This is a genomic window from uncultured Roseibium sp. (assembly GCF_963675095.2).
In the GTDB taxonomy this organism is placed as follows: Bacteria; Pseudomonadota; Alphaproteobacteria; order Rhizobiales; family Stappiaceae; genus Roseibium.
The window spans coordinates 1-18,771 of the sequence record NZ_CAXXSJ010000046.1 but is presented as its reverse complement, the minus strand read 5'-3'; the positions used below and the strand labels follow the sequence as shown (position 1 = coordinate 18,771).

17 protein-coding genes and 3 pseudogenes are annotated in these 18,771 nt (G+C 60.9%); 12 read left to right on the top strand and 8 right to left on the bottom strand.

Translation table 11 applies throughout. From position 1 onward, the window contains the following. Positions 1–488: 488 nt before the first annotated feature. Entirely contained in the window at positions 489–1,616 is a 1,128-nt protein-coding gene (locus tag ABIN98_RS16810; RefSeq protein WP_346911734.1) for a DUF2336 domain-containing protein, read from the top strand. Positions 1,617–1,627: 11 nt separating this feature from the next. Here the strand turns inward: ABIN98_RS16810 and ABIN98_RS16805 are convergent, their stop codons facing one another. Further along, positions 1,628–2,254, bottom strand: coding sequence for a LysE family translocator (locus ABIN98_RS16805; protein ID WP_346911733.1), 627 nt, complete (start codon positions 2,252–2,254; stop codon positions 1,628–1,630). 100 nt (positions 2,255–2,354) lie between these two features. Between ABIN98_RS16805 and ABIN98_RS16800 the strand changes: the two genes are divergently transcribed. Then, a complete protein-coding gene (locus ABIN98_RS16800) occupies positions 2,355–3,149 on the top strand; it encodes an extensin family protein (protein WP_346911732.1) in 795 nt (264 codons plus the stop codon). Positions 3,150–3,274: 125 nt separating this feature from the next. Here the strand turns inward: ABIN98_RS16800 and ABIN98_RS16795 are convergent, their stop codons facing one another. Then, on the bottom strand, positions 3,275–3,727 hold the full coding sequence (locus ABIN98_RS16795; protein ID WP_346911731.1) for a BA14K family protein: 453 nt from the start codon (positions 3,725–3,727) through the stop codon (positions 3,275–3,277). 236 nt (positions 3,728–3,963) lie between these two features. Between ABIN98_RS16795 and ABIN98_RS16790 the strand changes: the two genes are divergently transcribed. Beyond that, complete coding sequence (locus ABIN98_RS16790; RefSeq protein ID WP_346911730.1) at positions 3,964–4,734, top strand: HugZ family protein; 771 nt, start codon at positions 3,964–3,966, stop codon at positions 4,732–4,734. 72 nt (positions 4,735–4,806) lie between these two features. On the opposite strand, the gene ABIN98_RS16785 is transcribed toward ABIN98_RS16790, so the two are convergent. From ABIN98_RS16785 to ABIN98_RS16775, 3 genes and pseudogenes are all read right to left on the bottom strand, one after another. Continuing rightward, complete coding sequence (locus tag ABIN98_RS16785) at positions 4,807–6,555, bottom strand: HAMP domain-containing methyl-accepting chemotaxis protein (RefSeq protein WP_346911729.1); 1,749 nt, start codon at positions 6,553–6,555, stop codon at positions 4,807–4,809. 426 nt (positions 6,556–6,981) lie between these two features. Further along, a complete protein-coding gene (locus ABIN98_RS16780) occupies positions 6,982–10,506 on the bottom strand; it encodes a hydantoinase B/oxoprolinase family protein (protein WP_394701531.1) in 3,525 nt (1,174 codons plus the stop codon). After that, a pseudogene (locus ABIN98_RS16775) lies at positions 10,502–10,567 on the bottom strand (hypothetical protein); the annotation flags it as partial. The gene ABIN98_RS16780 and the pseudogene ABIN98_RS16775, both read right to left, overlap by 5 nt. Before the next feature lie 211 nt (positions 10,568–10,778). On the opposite strand from ABIN98_RS16775, the pseudogene ABIN98_RS16770 reads away from it, so the two are divergent. Further along, positions 10,779–11,762, top strand: a pseudogene (locus tag ABIN98_RS16770) (glycosyltransferase family 87 protein); the annotation flags it as partial. A 276-nt stretch (positions 11,763–12,038) separates the two neighbouring features. Here the strand turns inward: ABIN98_RS16770 and ABIN98_RS16765 are convergent. Next, on the bottom strand, positions 12,039–12,491 hold the full coding sequence (locus ABIN98_RS16765; protein WP_394701538.1) for an MBL fold metallo-hydrolase: 453 nt from the start codon (positions 12,489–12,491) through the stop codon (positions 12,039–12,041). Next, entirely contained in the window at positions 12,451–12,726 is a 276-nt protein-coding gene (locus ABIN98_RS16760) for a hypothetical protein (RefSeq protein WP_346911727.1), read from the bottom strand. The genes ABIN98_RS16765 and ABIN98_RS16760 overlap by 41 nt, the downstream gene beginning before the upstream one ends. A 200-nt stretch (positions 12,727–12,926) precedes the next feature. On the opposite strand from ABIN98_RS16760, the gene ABIN98_RS16755 reads away from it, so the two are divergent. From ABIN98_RS16755 to arsH, 8 genes and pseudogenes are all read left to right on the top strand, one after another. Continuing rightward, on the top strand, positions 12,927–13,286 hold the full coding sequence (locus ABIN98_RS16755) for a hypothetical protein (RefSeq protein ID WP_346911726.1): 360 nt from the start codon (positions 12,927–12,929) through the stop codon (positions 13,284–13,286). A 53-nt stretch (positions 13,287–13,339) separates the two neighbouring features. Then, on the top strand, positions 13,340–13,924 hold the full coding sequence (gene dctP, locus ABIN98_RS16750) for a TRAP transporter substrate-binding protein DctP (RefSeq protein WP_346911725.1): 585 nt from the start codon (positions 13,340–13,342) through the stop codon (positions 13,922–13,924). Between the two features lie 112 nt (positions 13,925–14,036). Next, positions 14,037–14,594, top strand: coding sequence for a TRAP transporter small permease (locus ABIN98_RS16745; protein WP_346911724.1), 558 nt, complete (start codon positions 14,037–14,039; stop codon positions 14,592–14,594). Continuing rightward, positions 14,594–15,898, top strand: coding sequence for a TRAP transporter large permease subunit (locus ABIN98_RS16740; RefSeq protein ID WP_346911723.1), 1,305 nt, complete (start codon positions 14,594–14,596; stop codon positions 15,896–15,898). The genes ABIN98_RS16745 and ABIN98_RS16740 overlap by 1 nt, the downstream gene beginning before the upstream one ends. A 58-nt stretch (positions 15,899–15,956) precedes the next feature. Next, the gene (locus ABIN98_RS16735) at positions 15,957–16,490 is read left to right on the top strand and encodes a winged helix DNA-binding protein (RefSeq protein WP_346894284.1); all 534 of its coding nucleotides are present in this window, start codon (positions 15,957–15,959) and stop codon (positions 16,488–16,490) included. 82 nt (positions 16,491–16,572) lie between these two features. After that, on the top strand, positions 16,573–16,905 hold the full coding sequence (locus tag ABIN98_RS16730) for a metalloregulator ArsR/SmtB family transcription factor (RefSeq protein ID WP_346911722.1): 333 nt from the start codon (positions 16,573–16,575) through the stop codon (positions 16,903–16,905). A 4-nt stretch (positions 16,906–16,909) separates the two neighbouring features. Then, a complete protein-coding gene (gene arsC / locus ABIN98_RS16725) occupies positions 16,910–17,314 on the top strand; it encodes an arsenate reductase (glutaredoxin) (protein ID WP_346911721.1) in 405 nt (134 codons plus the stop codon). A gap of 65 nt (positions 17,315–17,379) precedes the next feature. Further along, positions 17,380–18,053, top strand: a pseudogene (gene arsH, locus ABIN98_RS16720) (arsenical resistance protein ArsH). 3 nt (positions 18,054–18,056) lie between these two features. Here arsH and ABIN98_RS16715 read toward each other — a convergent pair. Next, positions 18,057–18,771 (bottom strand): EAL domain-containing protein (locus tag ABIN98_RS16715; protein ID WP_346911720.1); only part of this gene is annotated, 715 nt, incomplete at its 5' end.

The following is an 18,771-nucleotide window of genomic DNA, read 5'->3' as shown; positions in this document are numbered from 1 at the left end:
ACTCCTTCACCTTCGGCGGCATATACCGTTTTGTTTATTCTCGGCTTCAGATCGCCGTGCGATGCCGGATTGATCAGAAAATACCGAGCACGATTGCCGTCAAAAACAGGAATGCGACAAAAAAGGCTATCATATTCAGGTTGCGTGTCAGGATCATTTTGGCCTCCCGATTACCTTCCAGAACATTGTGACTTTAGGGGAGAGCGCAGCGGTTGCGAAGGAAAAAAGATGCTGCATCGCAGCAGGCCTGTTGAAATCGGAGGTGCCGACAACCACGGCAGACTGCAATAGCATCTGCCAAATACTGAGGTTTCGGGAGTGCCTTTTCTTGATTGTTTGTATTCAAATTTCGCTCGGCGGAATTTGAATCTAAGTTCTGCGCCCCTGGTGGCTTATCGTTAATAATTATTTCTAATAATAGTAGCGCAATATTAACGCGCGCTGGCTAGTCTTTCGAAAATGGGAGTGAATCGCGCCAGGGAGGCTCAATGCTGACAAAGCTTTCCCAGCTTGCAAAAGACAATAGCTCGGGTGGACGCAAAAGTCTGGTTGCGGCCCTGACGGACCTTTTTGTGTCCGCGGAATCCGATCAGGCTGAACAGGTTAGCCTGATGTTCGGCGACATCGTGATGCGTGTGCTAGGCCAGTTAGAGGACGAGGCTCGACGGGCGCTGGCAAAGCGGGTTTGTTCCCATGCTTCTGCGCCTCACGAGCTCATGGTCACGCTTGCCAAGGATCAGATCGATATTGCACAGCCTGTTCTGGAGGAGTCTCCGGTGCTGCAGGCGGAGGATCTCGCGGACATCGCCACGACCGGCTCCATGGATCACTTGAAGGCCATCTCCGGACGCGAGACCGTCGATGAGATCGTGACCCGCGTCATCGTATCGCGTGGAGACAATCAGGTCCTGACAAAGGTTGCCAATAACGCTGGAGCCAGTTTCAGCGAAGAAACGTTTCTCCGGCTGGTCGACCGTTCTATGGCCTATCCGGCGATTCAGGAAGCCCTGATCAATCGCACGGATCTACCAAGCGATGCGGCGCGAATGCTTGTGCCGTTCCTCTCCGAAGAACTGACCGAACGGGTCAAGGAACTCGGCGCGGACAATACGTTGGTCCAGGTGATGGCCGAGCGGGCAGCAGAGGAAGTGGCCGCGCGTGCGCGCCGGATTTCGGAAGCCAAGGAGCAGTCGGATCAGCTGATCAAGGATGTCCAGAGCGGCAAGGCCAAGCTGGATGATGCGGTGCGGTTGTTCGCACGCTCCGACCGGGCGACCGAACTAGGAATTCTGCTCGCCAAGGTCAGCCATCTTCCGGTCGCGGCTGTTTCAAAGCTGGTCTACAGCAAGTCGGACAAGCCGCTTATCATCATCTGCAAGGCGAATGGCGTCTCCGAAGACGCGTTCAAGAATATCCTGACGATGCGGGCCCGGCACCTGGGCATGTCCGGTCTGGCGGTCAACGACGCCATCCAGCGCTACAAGCAGTTTACCGATGATGCCGCGAGCCGGTCGCTCATCGCCATTCGCGAAAACGCGGAAAAGAACATGAAGAAGCCGGGCGAACCGGAAAAGGATTCGCCGAAGTCAGATATCGCGTTCGCGGTCCACCGCTAAGACAGATGCGTTCAGCCTGAACTGCGTTGCAGCGTTGCCGTCATGAAGGCGGCGGACATCAGGAAACCTCCCCCAACACGATTGATCAGACGGACCAGCGAGGGGCTGCGCATCCGTTCGCCAATGGCGGCCGCCGCCAGGGCGTAGACGGCGGCGTTGGCAATGCCGAGCACGACAAAGGTCGTTCCCAGAAGGACAAGCTGCGGGGCAACCGGAGCGTCCGCCACGACGAAATGCGGCAGGAAGGCCATGAAGAAGACGATGCCCTTGGGGTTGAGCGCGGTGACGATATAGGCATGCCGGAACACCTTGAGCGGCGGCACCTGTGCGACGGCAACCGTATCCAGGCCATGGGCGCGGGCGCGCCACATTTTTAGCCCGATCCAGAACAGGTAAGCGGCGCCGACCCATTTGAGGACGGCAAACAGGCTGGCCGATGCCGCCAGAAGTGCGCCGACGCCCAGGAGAGAGGCGGTCGCGGCCGTCGCGTCGCCGAGAGCGACACCGAGCACGCTCGCGGTCGCGGACCGGCGGCCCTGCGCAAGGGCGTAACTGATCACCAGCATGATGGTCGGACCGGGGATCGCAAGCAGGATCAGTGTTGCAACGACATATGCCGAATAGAGTTCCAGTGTCATGGCCGTCTCTTGGTGTAATCTGGCTCTGAGCCGCTAAATCGTCTTATTTTGCTGTGTTTGCTATCGGTATCGCAGGTGAGGTTCCAAGGGAAGAGGACGGATGGATTTCATGGGCCGTGGAGGGCGCCGGATTGCCGCAGCCTTTCTGGCCGCCGCAACAGTTTGCCTATCGGATGCCGGTTACGGCTTCGTGGTGCCGTCGGTAACGCCGGTGCCGGAAAAGCGGCCGGAAAGGCAAAGCGGGGCGGTTCCTGTCCCTGTGCCGAAACCGGACCTTTCCGTGAGCGAAAACACTGCACCCCCACAAGCCGAAGCGGCGGAGGAGATGCCTGACGCCGCGCCTGTCCCGTGCACCCAGCAATTCGCGGACGTCGTCGATCTGCCGGCCATCGTCGGGGAAAACGGTTGCGGATTTTCATCCGCTGTCCGGCTGGCCGGGGTGAACGGAACGGCCAACGTGAAGTTCGTTCCCGAGCCGATGGTCAACTGCCGCTTTGCCGGGGCGCTTTCCAAATGGATTGCAGAGGACCTGGCGCAGATCGCCATGGCAACGAAGGGCGAGCGCCTGAAGGCGGTTCATGCCGGTCCGGGCTACCAGTGCCGCCGGAGGAACAACCTGGAAGACGGCAAGCTGTCGGAACATGCGGTGGGCAATGCGCTCGATATCTTGGGTTTCGAGTTCGTTTCAGGCGACGTCGTTTCCGTAGAAAACGACTGGTCAGGCGAGGGGGCGGACACGGAGCCCCGCAGAAAGTTCCTGCACGCCGTTCACGATACGGCCTGCAAGCGCTTTACAACCGTCCTCGGACCGGGCGCGGATGATTACCATGAAGGCCATATCCACGTGGATATCGGCTGCCACGGCAAGACCTGCACCTATCGCATTTGCCAATGAACGGGCGAAGGGACCGCCGGGGAGAACGGTCCCTTGCTGCCGTCAGGCTGCGTCCATTGGCAATTGGTCAGTTCGGCTGACCTGGTGCCGGACGGGTCTAGGTGCCCGGGCGGAATTCGTGCCGGTTACTGGCAGAACTTCTGCTCGCCCCGGTAGGTCGTGTAGGTGCCGGTCGACGGATTGAACGTGCGGAACCTGGAGGAACAGTAGTCGTACCAGGCCGGGCTCCAGGGCTGGTAGCCGGTGCCGGACACGCGGCCCGGATAAGGCGTCGGCGGATAGTAGTTCGGAGCCGGTTCCGCATAACTTCTCTGATTGGTGGCGCCCAGCAGAATGGCGCCGGCGGCAAGGCCGATGATGCCTGCGGCAACCGCCGCGCCGACATCATTGTTCTTCTTCTTGTGTCCGCCGTGGCGATGCTGGGGCTGATGGCGATCCCGGCCGCCGCGGTGATCGTTCCAACCACCGCGATGATCGTTCCAGCCATGGCGGGGACCGGCCTCGGCGGTGGAGATCGCCGGCATAAGCAGGGCGCCGGACAGAGCGATTGCGAGAACGCGTGTGGTGATCGTGGTCATGGTCTTGGCTCCTTGGGGCTGTCCCGAGGCTCGTGTCGGGTCGCCGTGATTTGATGAAACCAATTTGCCTGAACGGCACTGAACCGATCCTGAGGCCGGCGTTCATCTGGCGTTCAGGTTTCTCAAACGGCATCCGACCACGGAAAATGCCTCCACTCTTTCGGGTGGAGTGCTATGGTCCGCCGCGATGGAGAGAGAGGAACGGGTTTTAACGCGGACGCATTCAAGGAGTAGCCATGACGGCCCCGAACCAGGAACCGGAAAAGAAGAAAGATGTCTTGCGTGAGACCGACGACACGGCGCGGCGATTGGCAAGAGAGCTGATCCGTAGCGCGCGCTTCGGTGCACTTGCCGCGATCGAACCGGTGACCGGCCATCCCCTTGCCAGCCGGGTTGCGCTGGCAACCGATATCGACGGCACACCGGTGATCCTCACATCCACGCTTTCAGGCCATACGGCGGCCATTCTGGCCGATCCACGATCATCCCTACTGGTCGGCGAGCCGGGCAAGGGCGATCCGCTCGCCCATGCGCGGATCACCCTGTTTACGCAAGCCCGGCGCATCGAGCGGGGCAGCGACGATCACGCCCGGCTGCGGCGGCGCTATCTTGCGCGCAATCCCAAGGCGGAACTCTATGTCGATTTCGGCGATTTCGCCTTTTTTCGGCTGGAGATGGAGCGTGCCAGTCTGAACGGCGGTTTCGGCAAGGCCTATGAACTCAAGCGCGAGGACCTGGCCCTGCAAGGGGACTGGATGCAGTTTGCGGAGATGGAGGCCGGAGCCGTCGCCCATATGAACGCCGACCACAGCGATGCGGTCAAGCTCTATGCGGAGGTCCTGTGCGGCGCCGATCCCGCCAACTGGCGGCTCGCCACCCTGGATCCGGAAGGGCTGGACCTTGCCGCCGGCGATGATGTCCGGCGCCTTTGGTTCGATGAACCTCTGCAAACGCCGGATCAGGTGCGCGGGGTACTGGTGGACCTGGCTAAAAAGGCGCGGAGCTAACCTCGACTCTGAGAGCGTTATGACGGGAACCGGTGTGGCTACCGGTTCCCCGATCCGGAGAGACTGAAGCGGTCAGGCCGCGCGGATATTCAGAAGGAAACCGTCAAGCTCGCGCTGGAGCTGTGCCGATTGATCCGAAAGCATGCCTACCGTGTCGAGGACCTGCTGGGCACCGGCGCTGGAATCGGTCGCACCGTGGCTGACATCGCTGATGCTGGTCGTGATGTCGCTGCTGCCCTGGGCGACATCGGTCACGCAGCGCGATATTTCCGCAGCGGCGGAGTTCTGTTCTTCAACGGCCGAGGCGATGCCGGTGATCTGCTGGTTCATGTCGGTGATCGCTTCGACAATGGCCATGATGGCTTCGGCGGTCTGGCTGGAGCCGGTCTGCATTTCCTTGATCTGCCGGCTGATCTCTTCGGTGGCGCTGCTCGTCTGGTTTGCGAGCGCCTTGACCTCCGAGGCAACGACCGCAAAGCCCTTGCCGGCCTCACCCGCTCTGGCCGCTTCGATGGTCGCATTCAGGGCTAACAGATTGGTCTGATCGGCGATGTCGTTGATGAGCTTCACCACCGCGTCAATGCTCTGCGCGGAATGGGACAGGCCTTCGACCGTTTTGTTGGAGGCGGCGACACGTTCGTTGGTCGCGGTCGCCAGCTCCATTGCCGAACAAGCCTGCCGGCTGATTTCCTGGATCGAGGTAACCAGCTCTTCCGTGGAGGCCGCGACCGATTGAATCCCGGTGGAGGATTGCTCTGCCGCACTGGCGACACCGTTGGCGCGCTCGGAGGTCTGAACGGCGGTTGCAGACATGCGGTTGGCTGTCATCGCCAGTTCATTCACGGCCTCGCCGATCCGGTCGGAAACAGATTTGACCGTGCTTTCCAGCTCATCGGCCATGCGCAGGGTGACTTCCCGCTTTTCCCGCTCGATGCGCTCTTCTTCTTCCTTGGCCTGGGCCTGGAGGCGTTTGATCTCGATTGTCTTTTCGCGGAAGTTGGCGAAGGTCCGGGTGAGCTGGCCGATTTCGTCTGCGCCGCCCGTTTTCAATTCGATCGAGGTGTCGTCCTCGGCGAGCCGGTTCAGAGCGTGCGTGACCCGTTTGAGCGGGCGGCTGATCGACTTGATAGAAAGGATCAGCGATAGGCCGACGCCGACCAGAATGGAAACGAGGGAGACGATGATCAACTGGCGGATGCCGGCGATTTCGTGCTGTTCGGCCGACAAGGCCGCTTTGGCGGTGAAGGCCTGCAGATCCGTCATCAGCGCGACCATTTCGTGGTCGAGGCTTTCTTCTTCTGCTTCAACCGTTTCGGCAAGCGTGCTCGCCTCCTCGATCCTGCCGCCCTCAATCAGTTTGGTGACCTGGCGCGAATCCTCGTTGAAGCGGTCGTGCTCGGTGTGGATTTTCTCCAGGCTGGCAAGCACGGTCCGGAATTTGTCTTTCATTTCGGCCGTCGCTGCATGGTCCAGGCCGCGACGGGCGAGGGTCTCCGCCGAAGCAATGACCTTGTCGACTTCCAGGGCCAGTTCTTCGAAGCGCTGAACGCTGGTGTGGAACCCTTCTTCGGCATCGTGGCTCTTGATGCCGCCGAAGCGCAACATCCGTTCCAGCATGACGGCCTGTTCGAGCTGATGCGCGGTAACTGCGCTCACGGTTTCCGTGAGGGGGATATCCTCTTCGGCGATCGCGTAGAGCTCGCCGCCGATCCGGCTCATCTGATAGATGCCGACAACCGCGACAATAACAAGCGCGAGGCTCAGGAGGGCGACCAGCGCCAGGATCTTGGAGGATACCGACCGAAAAGCGATGATGTTCATTTTAACCCGTCAGTTGCGGTGAATCGGTTGGATGTGCGCATATGTTTACTGGCGCGATATTTCCGGATTCCGTGAGTTCGCTTCTCAATTATAGTTATATTTTACCTTTTGGTTTCCTCTGGTTATTTTTTATATTGGTAATAGTGCCATGTGTAGCCGAATACGTTCCATCATTTTACAGTTTAGTAGTGTTTCCATTCTGTTAAAATTATGAGTGTGGGCGAAAATATTTCCACTACTGGGTGAGGTTGTCGCAATTTGGTCGGCTGATGCCTCGGGATGCGCAGGAAGTCTGCTGCCAACGAAATACGATCGCGGCAGGTTTCTGTTTCGTGTTGGTGCAGTGGCGGGAATAGAAAACCCGGAGCGCATGTTCGCGCCCCGGGCCATGAGAATAATAGATTATTGGGTTCTGACCCTGATCGATCAGGCCTTGCCCCATCCCCCCGAGGTCGGGGTGATGACGGTGACGGCTTCGCCCGCTTCCAGGATGGTCTGGTCGCAGCCTTCCAGTACTTCGACCTTGCCGTCCAGGCGACGGACTTCGGTGCGGCCGAGTTCGCCGTCGGTGCCGCCGTCCAGGCCCTTGGGGTGAATGGTGCGGTGGGAGGCGAGGATGGCGCAATCCATCTTTTCCAGGAAGCGCAGGGTGCGCTTCGTGCCGTCGCCCGCGTGCCACTTGCCGGTTCCTCCGGAGCCCTTGCGGATATGGAAATCCTCAAGGAGCACGGGGAAGCGGAACTCGAGCACTTCCGGATCGGTGAGCCGCGAGTTGGTCATGTGGACATGGACACCGTCGGTGCCGTTGAAACCGGGACCGGCCGGGGAGCCGGAGCAGATGGTTTCATAGTACTGGTAGGTGTCGTTGCCGAAGGTCAGGTTGTTCATGGTGCCCTGGCTGTTGGCCATGGCGCCGAGCGCGGCAAAGAGCGCGTTGGTGACGTGCTGCGAGGTCTCCACGTTGCCGGCCACCACCGCGGCCGGATAGGATGGCCGAAGCATGCAGTCGTCCGGCAGGACGATGCGGATCGGCTTGAGGCAGCCGGCGTTCATCGGGATGTCGCCTTCCACCATCACCCGGAAGCAGTAAAGCACCGCCGCGCGGGTCACAGGCTCAGGCGCGTTGAAGTTGTTCGGCTTCACGCCCGACGTGCCGGTGAAGTCGACGGTCGCTTCGCGGTTCGCCTTGTCGACGGTGATTTTCACCTTGATCACCGAGCCCTGGTCGGTCGGGTATTCGTATTCGCTGTCCTTCAGGGCCGAGATCACCCGGCGAACGCTTTCTTCCGCGTTGTCCTGAACGTGGCCCATATAGGCCTGGACCACGTCGAGGCCGAAGTGGGTGACCATCTTCCGCAGTTCCTGGATGCCTTTTTCATTGGCCGCGATCTGGGCGGAGAGATCGGCGACGTTCTGGTGTGGGTTGCGGGCCGGGTAGGGGTGGTTGGTAAGCAGCTCCACCAGCTCCGCCTCGCGGAACTGGCCCTGATCGACGATCTTGAAATTGTCGAACAGGACGCCTTCCTCGTCCACGGTGGTGGCGCGCGGGGTCATGGAGCCGGGCGCGGAGCCGCCGACATCGGCGTGGTGACCGCGCGAGGCCGCCCAGAACAGGATCTCCTTGCCGTCATCATCGAAGACCGGCGAGACCACCGTGATATCGGGCAGGTGGGTGCCGCCGTTATAGGGCGCGTTGAGGGCGAAGACGTCGCCCGGTTTGATCTTGCCCTCGTTGAGCTTGATGACGGTTTCCACGGAGCGGTCCATGGAGCCCAGATGCACGGGCATGTGCGGCGCGTTGGCGACCAGCGCACCGTCATGGTCGAAGACCGCACAGGAGAAGTCGAGCCGTTCCTTGATGTTCACCGAATAGGCGGTGTTCTGCAGGGTCACGCCCATCTGCTCAGCGATCGACATGAACAGGTTGTTGAACACTTCCAGCATGACCGGATCGGCATGGGTGCCGATGGCCTCGGCGCGGGCGAGCGGAACGACGCGGTTGAGGATCACGTGGTCCTTGGCGTTAATCTGCGCCTGCCAGCCGGGTTCGACCACGATGGTCGCATGCGGTTCGATGATCAGGGCAGGACCGTCGACGGTCATGCCGGGCGTGAGCGCATCGCGCTTGTAGATGCAGCCTTCGTGCCAGGCACCGTCGGAGAAGAATTTCGTCGCCGTGACCGCTGCGGGGATCTCTCCGGAAAGTCCCAGATCCGGTTCGGAAATGCCCGCGCCGCCGCCGAAGGTTTCCACCTCCAGCGCCTCGACCACAACCGGCTTTTCCTCATAGGCGAAACCGAACTGCTTTTTGTGCGCTTCCTCGAAGGCGTAGCGCATGGTGTCGAGGCCTGCGAGCTCGACCGGCAGCGGCGTGTCGGTGCCCTCGTAGCGCAGGTGCACGATGGTGCGGGTCTGGCGTGCGTCAGGGCCGATCTCCTGTGATGCAAGCTCGGCTTCCGTGATCGCCGCAAGTTCGCCGCGCAGCTTGTCGAGTTCGGGCAGGAGGTTCTGTTCGAGCCGTTTGACGACCGCCTGCTGGCGGCTGGCGCTGATGTCGGCAAGGCCCATGCCGTAAGCGGAGAGGATGCCGGAGAAGGGGTGCACGATCACCGTGGTCATGCCGAGCGTGTCGGCGACCATGCAGCCGGTCTGGCCGCCGGCGCCGCCGAAGCAGGTCAGGGCGTATTCGGTGACGTCATAGCCGCGCTGGACGGAGATCTTCTTGATCGCGTTGGCCATGTTCTCCACGGCGATCTTCAGGAAGCCGTCGGCGACGTCTTCGGGAGACCGGCCGTCGCCGATCTTGTCAGCCAGCTCGGCGAATTTGGTTTTGACCGCGGTTTCGTCCAGCGGTTCGTCTCGGTTCGGGCCGAAGATTTTCGGGAAGAAGTCCGGGGCCAGCTTGCCGGTCATCAGATTGGCGTCGGTGACCGTCAGCGGGCCGCCGCGGCGGTAACAGGCGGGACCCGGATTGGCGCCGGCGGAATCCGGGCCGACCTGGAAGCGTCCGTCCTTGTAATGCAGGATCGAGCCGCCGCCGGCTGCGACCGTGTGGATCATCATCATCGGCGCGCGCATCCGCACACCGGCAACTTCGGTCTCGAAGGCGCGTTCGTAGTCGCCGTCGAAATGGCAGACGTCGGTCGAGGTGCCGCCCATGTCGAAGCCGATGATCTTGTCGAAGCCGGCCATCTTGGAGGTTTCGACCGCGCCGACGACGCCGCCGGCGGGGCCGGAGAGGATCGCGTCCTTACCCTGGAACAGATCCGCTGCGGTCAGACCGCCGGACGACTGCATGAACATCAGCCGCGGACCTTCGCCCAGTTCTTCCTGCACCTGGTTCACGTAGCGGCGCAGGATCGGCGACAGATAGGCGTCGACGACGGTGGTGTCGCCGCGGCCGACCAGCTTCATCAGCGGCGAGACCTCGTGGGAGACCGAAATCTGAGGGAAGCCGATCTCGCGGGCGATTGCTGCCAGTTTCACCTCGTGGTCCGGAAAGGCATAGGCATGCATCAGCACGATGGCGATGGAGCGGATGCCGTCGTCATAGGCCGCCTGCAGGGCCTTTTTACCGCCGTCGGCGTCGAGTGGGGTTTCGAGTGCACCGTCGGCGCGCACGCGCTCGTCGATTTCGAAGACCTGCTCGTAAAGCAGTTCCGGCTTGATGATTTCCTTGGCGAAGATGTCGGGACGGGCCTGATAGCCGATTTCCAGCGCGTCGCGGAAACCCTTGGTGATGAACAGAGCGGTACGCTCGCCCTTGCGCTCCAGCAGGGCGTTGGTGGCAACCGTTGTACCCATCTTGACAGTGGCGATCCGGTCCGATGGGATCGCTGCCCCGGTCTCGATGCCCATCAGCTCGCGGATGCCCTGGATGGCGGCGTCGCGGTAGGCCTCGGGATTTTTCAGACAGCACCTTGTGGGGATGGATGCTGCCGTCCGGCGCACGGCCGACGATATCGGTGAAGGTGCCGCCGCGATCGATCCAGAAATCCCATTTGGCCGTCATGTTCTTTCCCTCTTTTGATTGTCGTCGTCCTGCCGGCATGGCTACCGCATTCTCACCTGCAGCCGCAAATTCCTCCAGCCACTGCCAGCCTTGCCTTGATCTTACGTTTACATTTTATCGATAAATTGTCGATGAAAAAATGTTGCGGCGCTCAATTTCCGCCTGTTTAGCCGATTTTAAAGCGTTCGCGGTATAGCAGGAGGCTCAATTGATGATCGGGGACATGCCGGCGATGGCGCAGACTGAAACTGGAAATCCGGCAGGCCGTACCGGCGCTCTCGACCGGATAGAAGGTCTTCTCGGTTCCAGGTCTTTGCTCGAAGGTGTCGCTGTCTTTATCCTGTTTGTGTATGCGGCGCGGATCGGTATCGAACTGGCAAACCGTCCGCTCGGGATTTCAAACAATTTCTTCAGCGACTTCATCGCCTTCTGGAGCGGTTCCCATTTCGCGCTCAAGGGCGATTTCCTGACCCCTTACGATTTTCATGCCTTTGTCGATTTCCAGAAGGACGTGTTCGGAAAGACAGGGCTCGGCTTTTTCAATCCGCCGACCTGGTTTCTCTATATCTTCCCGTTCGCGCTCGTTCCCTATCCGGTAGCCGCGATCGCGTTTCAGGCGTTTGGTCTGGCGCTGCTGGCCTGTGTCTGTGCACTGCTTGCCAAGTGCCGTCAGGCGGGATGGATGGCGCTTGTGTTTCCGGGCGTGCTCTTTTGTGTCCTCTACGGCCAGAACGGCATTCTGAACGCGGTCCTGATCGGCGGGGCGATTGTCGGTCTTGAACGAGGGCGGCCGCTGCTGGCCGGCGTCCTGATAGGGCTTCTGGCCTATAAGCCCCACATGGGGCTGCTTATTCCCTTCGCCCTTCTGGCGGGGAGGGAGTACCGGGCGTTTTTCTCGGCGGCTTTAACCAGCGTCGGTATTGCCCTGCTCAGTGTGCTTCTTTTCGGCTTGGAATCCTGGATCGCGTTTCTGGCGAGCATGGATTTCGTCAAAAGCTGCCTGCTCGAGGCTTGCGTTCCCATGCAGAAATACGCCTCGCCCTACGGCTTTTTGAGACAGTTCGGGGTGACAGCCCAAATCGCGATGGGGGTGCAGGTCGCTGCGGCCGGCGGCGTTCTCCTCTCGGTCATCTGGGCCTGGACCCGTCCGATCCCGATGGCGCTCAAAGGTGCGCTGCTGGTGGCGGGTGCGGGTGTCGCTTCGCCCTATTTTCTCGATTACGACACGGCTCTGCTGGTCGTGCCGCTGGTGCTGATTACCCGGCTTGGGATGGAAGGCGGTTTTCTGCGCTATGAGCGGCTATCGCTGTTCGTCGTGACCGCCGTGATGTTCATCAGCCGGGGTTACGGCGTCGTCGTACCGATTTCGCTGATCGCGCTGGCTCCGGCCGGATACTTTCTCATCGCCTTGCGCAGGGTTCTGGAGACTTGCAAGGGTGCCCGCTTCAAGATTGCCCCAAAGCTTGACGGCTTAACGGATCAGGAGCGGCATCTCCTGGAGGTCGCTCCAGGTGAGTTTGCCGGTCTCATCCTTGTAGAGGGTCGGGTGGTGGCCGGGCACGATCACTTTTCCCCGGCGCAGCACTTCCTGAATTGCCGCCTTGCCGCGCTTCTGCGGATCGATCTCCATGTCCGGGATGCCGGAAAGGGCTTCGCGGGCGGTCTTCAAGGCATCGGCCGCAAGGACGACGGGTCCGTCGTCGGTGGCAAGCTCAAGCGAGATATGCCCCGGTGCATGGCCCGGGGTCGGAAAGGATGTAACGCCGGGCAGGATTTCGGCCTCGCCGTCGATCAGCTGGACGTCACGGTCTGAAAGCAAGGCGGGCAGAAAGCGGGGCGTTACCAAGTCATCTTCGAACGGCGTTTCGACATAGTCGCGTTCGTCAAGGCTCATCAGGATCGGCGCCTTTGGAAACAGGTCCAGGTTCAGGACGTGATCGAAATGCCCGTGTGAGAAGATCAGAAGGTCGATGTCGTCCAGGGCCCAGATCGAGCCCGGCGAGCCGTTCACGCAGCATTCTGCGGGTGGTGCCGTGGCCGCAGTCGAACAGCGCCCGCTTGCCGCCGGTCTCGATGAGAACGATCGAGGAGATGCCGAAGAAGCCGCCGTCGAATGCGAGGCTCGAGCCCGGGACCAGGATTTCGTATCGGACGGCCATGCGTTTTCTCCCCCGTGCATCGATTGTCGTATTCAAGAATAATGCGAACAATTACAATTTGTCGATAAATTGTTGATATTTCTTTCCGCTACGTCTAGCCTGTCATCTGGACTTGGTTTTGCCTTCTTGTCAAAGGGGCGGGAAGGGCCTGCCGGGTCACCGAACGAGGACAAAAGTCCCGCTTCCAAGAGGAGTATAACATGCTGCATCTAAGCCATTTTTCAAAGGCAGGCGTGCGCCTTGCCGCTGCTGCCGTTATCGGTCTTTCGGGCCTTGCTTCTGCTTCCGCGCAGACGAAGTGGGACATGCCGACGCCTTATGGCGACAGCAACTTCCACACGGTCAATATCGCCGAGTTCGCCAAGGACGTCTCCGACAAGACTAGCGGTTCGCTGACCATTCAGATCCATTCCGCCGGCTCGCTGTTCAAGCATCCGGAAATCAAGAACGCGGTCCGCAAGGGGCCTGGCGCCGATCGGCGAAGTGCTGGTGTCGCGCCTGTCGAACGAAGATCCGGTCTTCGGCGTGGATTCCGTGCCGTTCGTTGCAACCTCCTATGACGACGCGTTCAAGCTCTACCAGGCGTCCAAGCCGTACCTGGAAAAGAAACTCGGTGAGCAGGGGCTGCAGTTGCTCTTTGCCGTGCCGTGGGCCGCCGCAGGGCATCTATGCCAAGAAGGACATCAACACCATCGATGACCTGAAGGGTCTGAAGTTCCGCGCCTATAACGCGTCGACCGAACGGATCGCCCAGCTGGCCGGTGCCGTGCCGACCCAGGTGGAAGTGCCGGATCTGCCGACCGCTTTCTCCACCGGCCGCGTCGAAGCGATGATCACCTCGCCGTCGACCGGTGCCAACTCCAAGGCCTGGGACTACCTGGATCATTACTACGATGCCCAGGCCTGGCTGCCGAAGAACATGGTGTTCGTGAACAAGAAGGCCTTTGACGGTCTCTCCGACGCGGAAAAGGCTGCCGTCATGGAAGCCGCTGCCACCGCGGAAACCCGCGGCTGGGAAGCCTCCAAGGCGGAAACAGCTGAAAAGACCCAGATGCTGAAGGACAACGGCATCACGGTTGCGGCTCCCTCCGAGGCGCTGCAGTCCTCCTTGAAGGAAATCGGTGCGACCATGGTTACCGAATGGCAGGACAGCGCCGGTGACGATGGCAAGGCGATCATCGAAACCTTTTCCAAGTAAGTGATCCTATGAAAGAGCCGGGCAACACGCCCGGCTCTTTTGTTAGAGTGAGTTGAGTCAACTTGGACGCAGGTCGCTCTAATGGTTCCTGTCCGTGCGGGAGACCCTGCCGATGCGCGCCTTTCTCAATGCGCTTTACCGTCTGGCCGGCGGACTGGCCGCTGCCTGCCTCGTAACGATTGCCACGCTTGTCGTCATCCAGGTGTCCTGCCGGCTCATCGACGGGTTTCGAAAGCTGATCGGCCTTGAGCCACTCGGCCTTCTGGTTCCTTCCCTTGCCGAGATCGCCGGGTTCCTGCTGGTTGGCGCTTCGTTCCTGGCGTTGGCCTCCACTTTGCGCATGGGAGACCACATCCGGGTGTCCATCCTGCTGCAGCATGTCTCGGCACCGGTCGCGAGGGCCTTTGAGGTCTGGTGCCTTGGCGTGGCGCTGGTTCTCGTCGGTTTCTTCACCTGGCATGCAGGCTGGATGGTGAATGACAGCTATGTCTATAACGAGGTTTCCTTCGGCATCATTCCCATTCCGCTGTGGGTTCCCCAACTGGTGATGACCACGGGTCTGGCTGTTTTTGCGATTTCGATCCTCGATGATTTTCTATGCGCGTTGCGGGGCAGGCCGGTCAGTTATCAGGCGGCCGACCTCAGCGATGCGATTGAGGGAGTGGAATAATGGATCTCTCCCTTATCGCCCTGTTCCTGGGACTGGGGATGCTGGCGGCGCTGGCCACCGGTATCTGGGTCGCTGTGGCGCTCTTCGGTGTCGCGCTGATCGCCATGATGTTTCTGGTGTCGGCTCCCGCCGGCCCGGTTCTGGCAACCACCGTGTGGGGGGCGGCCAATTCCTGGGACCTGACCGCCCTGCCGATGTTCATCTGGATGGGCGAGATCCTGTTCCGCTCGCGGCTGTCGGAGGACATGTTCGCCGGCCTTTCGCCGTGGATGCGGAACCTGCCTGGACGGCTGTTGCATGTGAATATCCTGGGCTGCGGGATTTTCGCCGCTGTCTCCGGCTCGTCGGCGGCGACCACCGCGACCATCGGCAAGATGTCCCTGCCGGAACTGAAGCAGCGTGGCTATGACGAACGCATGGCCATCGGCACGCTGGCGGGATCCGGCACGCTTGGCCTTTTGATCCCGCCGTCGATCATCCTGATCGTCTACGGGGCCGCCACAGAGCAGTCCATCGCCCGTCTGTTCATGGCTGGCGTCATTCCGGGCGCCATGCTCTGCGTGTTGTTCATGGGCTATGTGGCGATCTGGGCAACGCTCAATGCATCCAAGATGCCGGGGAAGGAGCCGCAGATTCCATTCTGGGACCGGGTCAAGGCCACCCGCCGCCTGTTCCCGGTGATCGCCCTGATTGCCGGTGTGATCGGTTCGATCTACGCAGGCCTCGCCGCGCCGACCGAAGCGGCCGCCATTGGTGTGGTTCTTTCGCTTCTTCTGTCTTGGGGCTCCGGCACGTTGACGAAGAAGAGCTTCACCGACGCCCTGATGGGGGCGACACGGACGTCCTGCATGATCGCTTTCATCCTGGCGGGTGCTGCCTTCCTGACCGTCGCCATGGGCTTTACCGGTATCCCGCGGGAACTGGCCGGCTGGATCGGTTCGCTCGGCCTGTCGCCGCTGCAGCTGCTTGCGGCGCTCACGGTGTTCTTCATCGTGCTCGGCTGTTTCCTGGACGGGATTTCGGTCGTCGTGCTGACCACGTCGGTGATCCTGCCCATGGTCGAACAGGCCGGTCTCGATCTCATCTGGTTCGGCATCTACCTGGTGCTGGTCGTGGAAATGAGCCAGATCACGCCGCCTGTGGGCTTCAACCTGTTCGTGCTGCAGGGCATGACCGGCCACAACATCTTCAAGGTCGCGCGAATGGCCCTGCCGTTCTTCCTGCTGATGATCCTGGCCGTGGTGCTGATCGTCATCTTCCCCGAACTGGCTCTGTGGTTGCCCCAGAACATGATGTCGCATTAGAAGGGGCGCAAAGAAGCCAGCCGGTTGCGAGGCGGTTGGGAGGACAAGGACATATCCAATGAGTGACAAGACGCCGGATCAGCCCGCCAGCATCGGCCCTGTGGTGTCGTCGGCCCATCTGGCGTCCGGCGCCATGCCGGCGCTTTCCGAAGTCGAGTTCGCAGTGACCATGATGGTCAATGCCTATCACCGCTGGATGGTGCGCTGCATGGCCGCTTCGGGCACCGAAGGCATGAGCCCGCTCGACGTTCTTGTCCTGCATACGATCAATCATCGCGGACGCCCGAAGACCCTGTCCGATATCTGCCTCGTGCTCAACATCGAGGACACACATACAGTGACCTATGCGATGAAGAAGCTGGAAAAGGCCGGCCTGATCAAATCCGGCCGGCGCGGCAAGGAGAAGACGGCGGAAATCACCGAAAGCGGCGAAACGGCTTGCCTGGAATACCGCCGCTTGCGGGAAGCGCTTCTGGTCAAGCCGATGAAGGCGCTTGGGCTCGACGAGAATGAACTCTCCCGCCTTGCCGCAACCCTGCGCCTGGTTTCGGGCAATTACGACCAGGCCGCCCGCGCTGCTGCTGCCATGTGATCTCGGTCAATCGAATCCGGAGCAAAGGGATCAATCGTTATCCTGCCATTGAATATTACAAATATTCTTGTAATGTCGAAATATGAAGGATGACACCGCCATAGCCGCATTGGCAGCGCTTGCCCAGGAAGATCGGCTCGCGGCCTTCCGGCTTCTGGTGAAGGCAGGGCCGGCGGGTATGGCTTCGGGGGATGTCGCGGACAGGTTGTCGGTGGCGCCGACGCGCATGTCCTTCCATCTTTCGGCGCTCGAACGCGGCGGGCTTGTGACGTCCCGGCGCGACGGGCGGCGGATCTATTATACGGTTTGTTTCGATCGGATGCGCGGTCTGCTCGGTTTTCTGACCGAGGATTGCTGCGGTGGCAGACCGGAAATTTGTGGCGTTGCGACGCCGGCCAACGAAGAGGTTACCTGACCAAATGACGATTACCATCTACCACAACCCGAAGTGCGGCACCTCACGCAACACGCTGGAAATGATCCGCAAGGCGGGTGTCGAGCCGACCGTCGTCGAATATCTGAAGACCCCGCCGAGCCGGGAAGAACTGGTCAGCATGATCAAGCGCATGGGGGTGCCTGTGCGCGAAGTTCTGCGCCAGAAGGGGACACCCTACGACGAACTGGGGCTTGGCGAAGACAAGTGGTCGGATGACGAATTGATCGATTTCATGATGGAACATCCGATCCTGATCAACCGCCCGATCGTGGTCTCCGAGAAGGGTGTCCGTCTGTGCCGGCCGTCCGAAACGGTTCTGGACCTGCTGCCGCAGGACATCGGAGACTTCGTCAAGGAGGACGGCGAGGTGGTGAAGAAGGGCGCGTGACGGTGACGACAGAAAAGCCAGACTGTTCCGATCTTCCCAATATCGCCGCCGAACACTTCCGGCCGATCGACCGGCAGACGTTGGAAACGCCTGCGGAGCTGAGCCATCCGCCGCGCATCCTGCTTCTCTACGGGTCTTTGCGCGAGCGGTCCTACAGTCGGTTTCTCGTCCAGGAGGCGGCGCGGCTGCTTCAGTCTTTCGGCGCGGAGACGCGGATCTTCGATCCGTCCGGCCTGCCGTTACCGGACGATACCGGTCCGGACCATCCCAAGGTTCAGGAACTGCGCGAATTGAGCGCCTGGTCGGAAGCCCAGGTCTGGTGTTCGCCGGAGCGCCACGGGGCCATGACCGGCATCATGAAGGCCCAGATCGACTGGATCCCGCTCAGTATCGGCGCCGTGCGTCCGACCCAGGGCAAGGTGCTGGCGCTGATGCAGGTCTCCGGCGGGTCCCAGTCGTTCAACGCGCTCAACCAGATGCGGGTGCTCGGCCGCTGGATGCGCATGTTCACCATCCCGAACCAGTCCTCCGTGCCCAAGGCTTTCCAGCAGTTTGACGAGGATGGCCGGATGCACCCTTCCGGGCTCTATAACCGGGTGGTCGAGATGTCATGGAGGAGCTGATGAAATTCACGCTGCTCCTGCGTGGGCGGAAAGACTATCTGGTCGACCGCTATTCGGAGCGGAAGGAAACCGGTGAGGAACTGATTGCGCGGGTGAACCAGTCGACCAACGGCTGACGCTCAGCCCGTCGCGCTGACGGGAGGCTGAGGCTGCGCGTTCTGCTCTTGGTCCGCTGCCTCGATCTCTGTATCGGCGAGTTCTTCGGCGGCCTGCGCGATGCTCGCATGCGCCTTGGTATGGACCATTGCCGGCCGAGGGTCGTTGCGGGCCATGAAATTGGCATGGGCTTCCACCGATCCCGGTCGGCCGAAAAGATAGCCCTGGACGAGGTTACAGCCGGCCGCGCGCAGCAGGGTAACCTGTTCCTGGTTTTCCACGCCTTCGGCGGTGATCAGGACATCAAGGGAGCGGCCAAGGCCGATGATCGAAGTGACGATGGCATCGGTGCCGGCGTCCTTGCCGAGATTGTGGATGAAGGACCGGTCGATCTTGATCTTGTCGAAGGGGAAACGGCTCAGGTAGCTCAGCGACGAATAGCCGGTGCCGAAGTCGTCCATGGCGATCGAGACACCCATATCGCGGATCTGGTTGAGGGTTTCAACGACCGCGTCGGTATTCGAAATCAGCAGACTTTCCGTGATCTCGATTTCAAGACGGCACGGATCGAGACCTGAATCCCGCAGGGCGCGCGCAACCTTCTTGTGGGTTTCTCCGGCCATGAACTGGGCCGCGGACACGTTGACGGCGACACGAAGGCTCTTGTCCGGCCAGCCGGCGGCTTCCTGACAGGCGCGGTTCAGGACCCAGTCGCCGATGGCTTCGATCAGGCCGCTG

Coding starts and splice junctions, on each gene's coding strand:
- ABIN98_RS16810 (WP_346911734.1), top strand. CDS start 489: ATGCTGACAAAGCTTTCCCAGCTTGCAAAAGACAATAGCTCGGGTGGA.
- ABIN98_RS16805 (WP_346911733.1), bottom strand. CDS start 2,254: ATGACACTGGAACTCTATTCGGCATATGTCGTTGCAACACTGATCCTG.
- ABIN98_RS16800 (WP_346911732.1), top strand. CDS start 2,355: ATGGATTTCATGGGCCGTGGAGGGCGCCGGATTGCCGCAGCCTTTCTG.
- ABIN98_RS16795 (WP_346911731.1), bottom strand. CDS start 3,727: ATGACCACGATCACCACACGCGTTCTCGCAATCGCTCTGTCCGGCGCC.
- ABIN98_RS16790 (WP_346911730.1), top strand. CDS start 3,964: ATGACGGCCCCGAACCAGGAACCGGAAAAGAAGAAAGATGTCTTGCGT.
- ABIN98_RS16785 (WP_346911729.1), bottom strand. CDS start 6,555: ATGAACATCATCGCTTTTCGGTCGGTATCCTCCAAGATCCTGGCGCTG.
- ABIN98_RS16760 (WP_346911727.1), bottom strand. CDS start 12,726: ATGGCCGTCCGATACGAAATCCTGGTCCCGGGCTCGAGCCTCGCATTC.
- ABIN98_RS16755 (WP_346911726.1), top strand. CDS start 12,927: ATGCTGCATCTAAGCCATTTTTCAAAGGCAGGCGTGCGCCTTGCCGCT.
- ABIN98_RS16745 (WP_346911724.1), top strand. CDS start 14,037: ATGCGCGCCTTTCTCAATGCGCTTTACCGTCTGGCCGGCGGACTGGCC.
- ABIN98_RS16740 (WP_346911723.1), top strand. CDS start 14,594: ATGGATCTCTCCCTTATCGCCCTGTTCCTGGGACTGGGGATGCTGGCG.
- ABIN98_RS16735 (WP_346894284.1), top strand. CDS start 15,957: ATGAGTGACAAGACGCCGGATCAGCCCGCCAGCATCGGCCCTGTGGTG.
- ABIN98_RS16730 (WP_346911722.1), top strand. CDS start 16,573: ATGAAGGATGACACCGCCATAGCCGCATTGGCAGCGCTTGCCCAGGAA.
- arsC (WP_346911721.1), top strand. CDS start 16,910: ATGACGATTACCATCTACCACAACCCGAAGTGCGGCACCTCACGCAAC.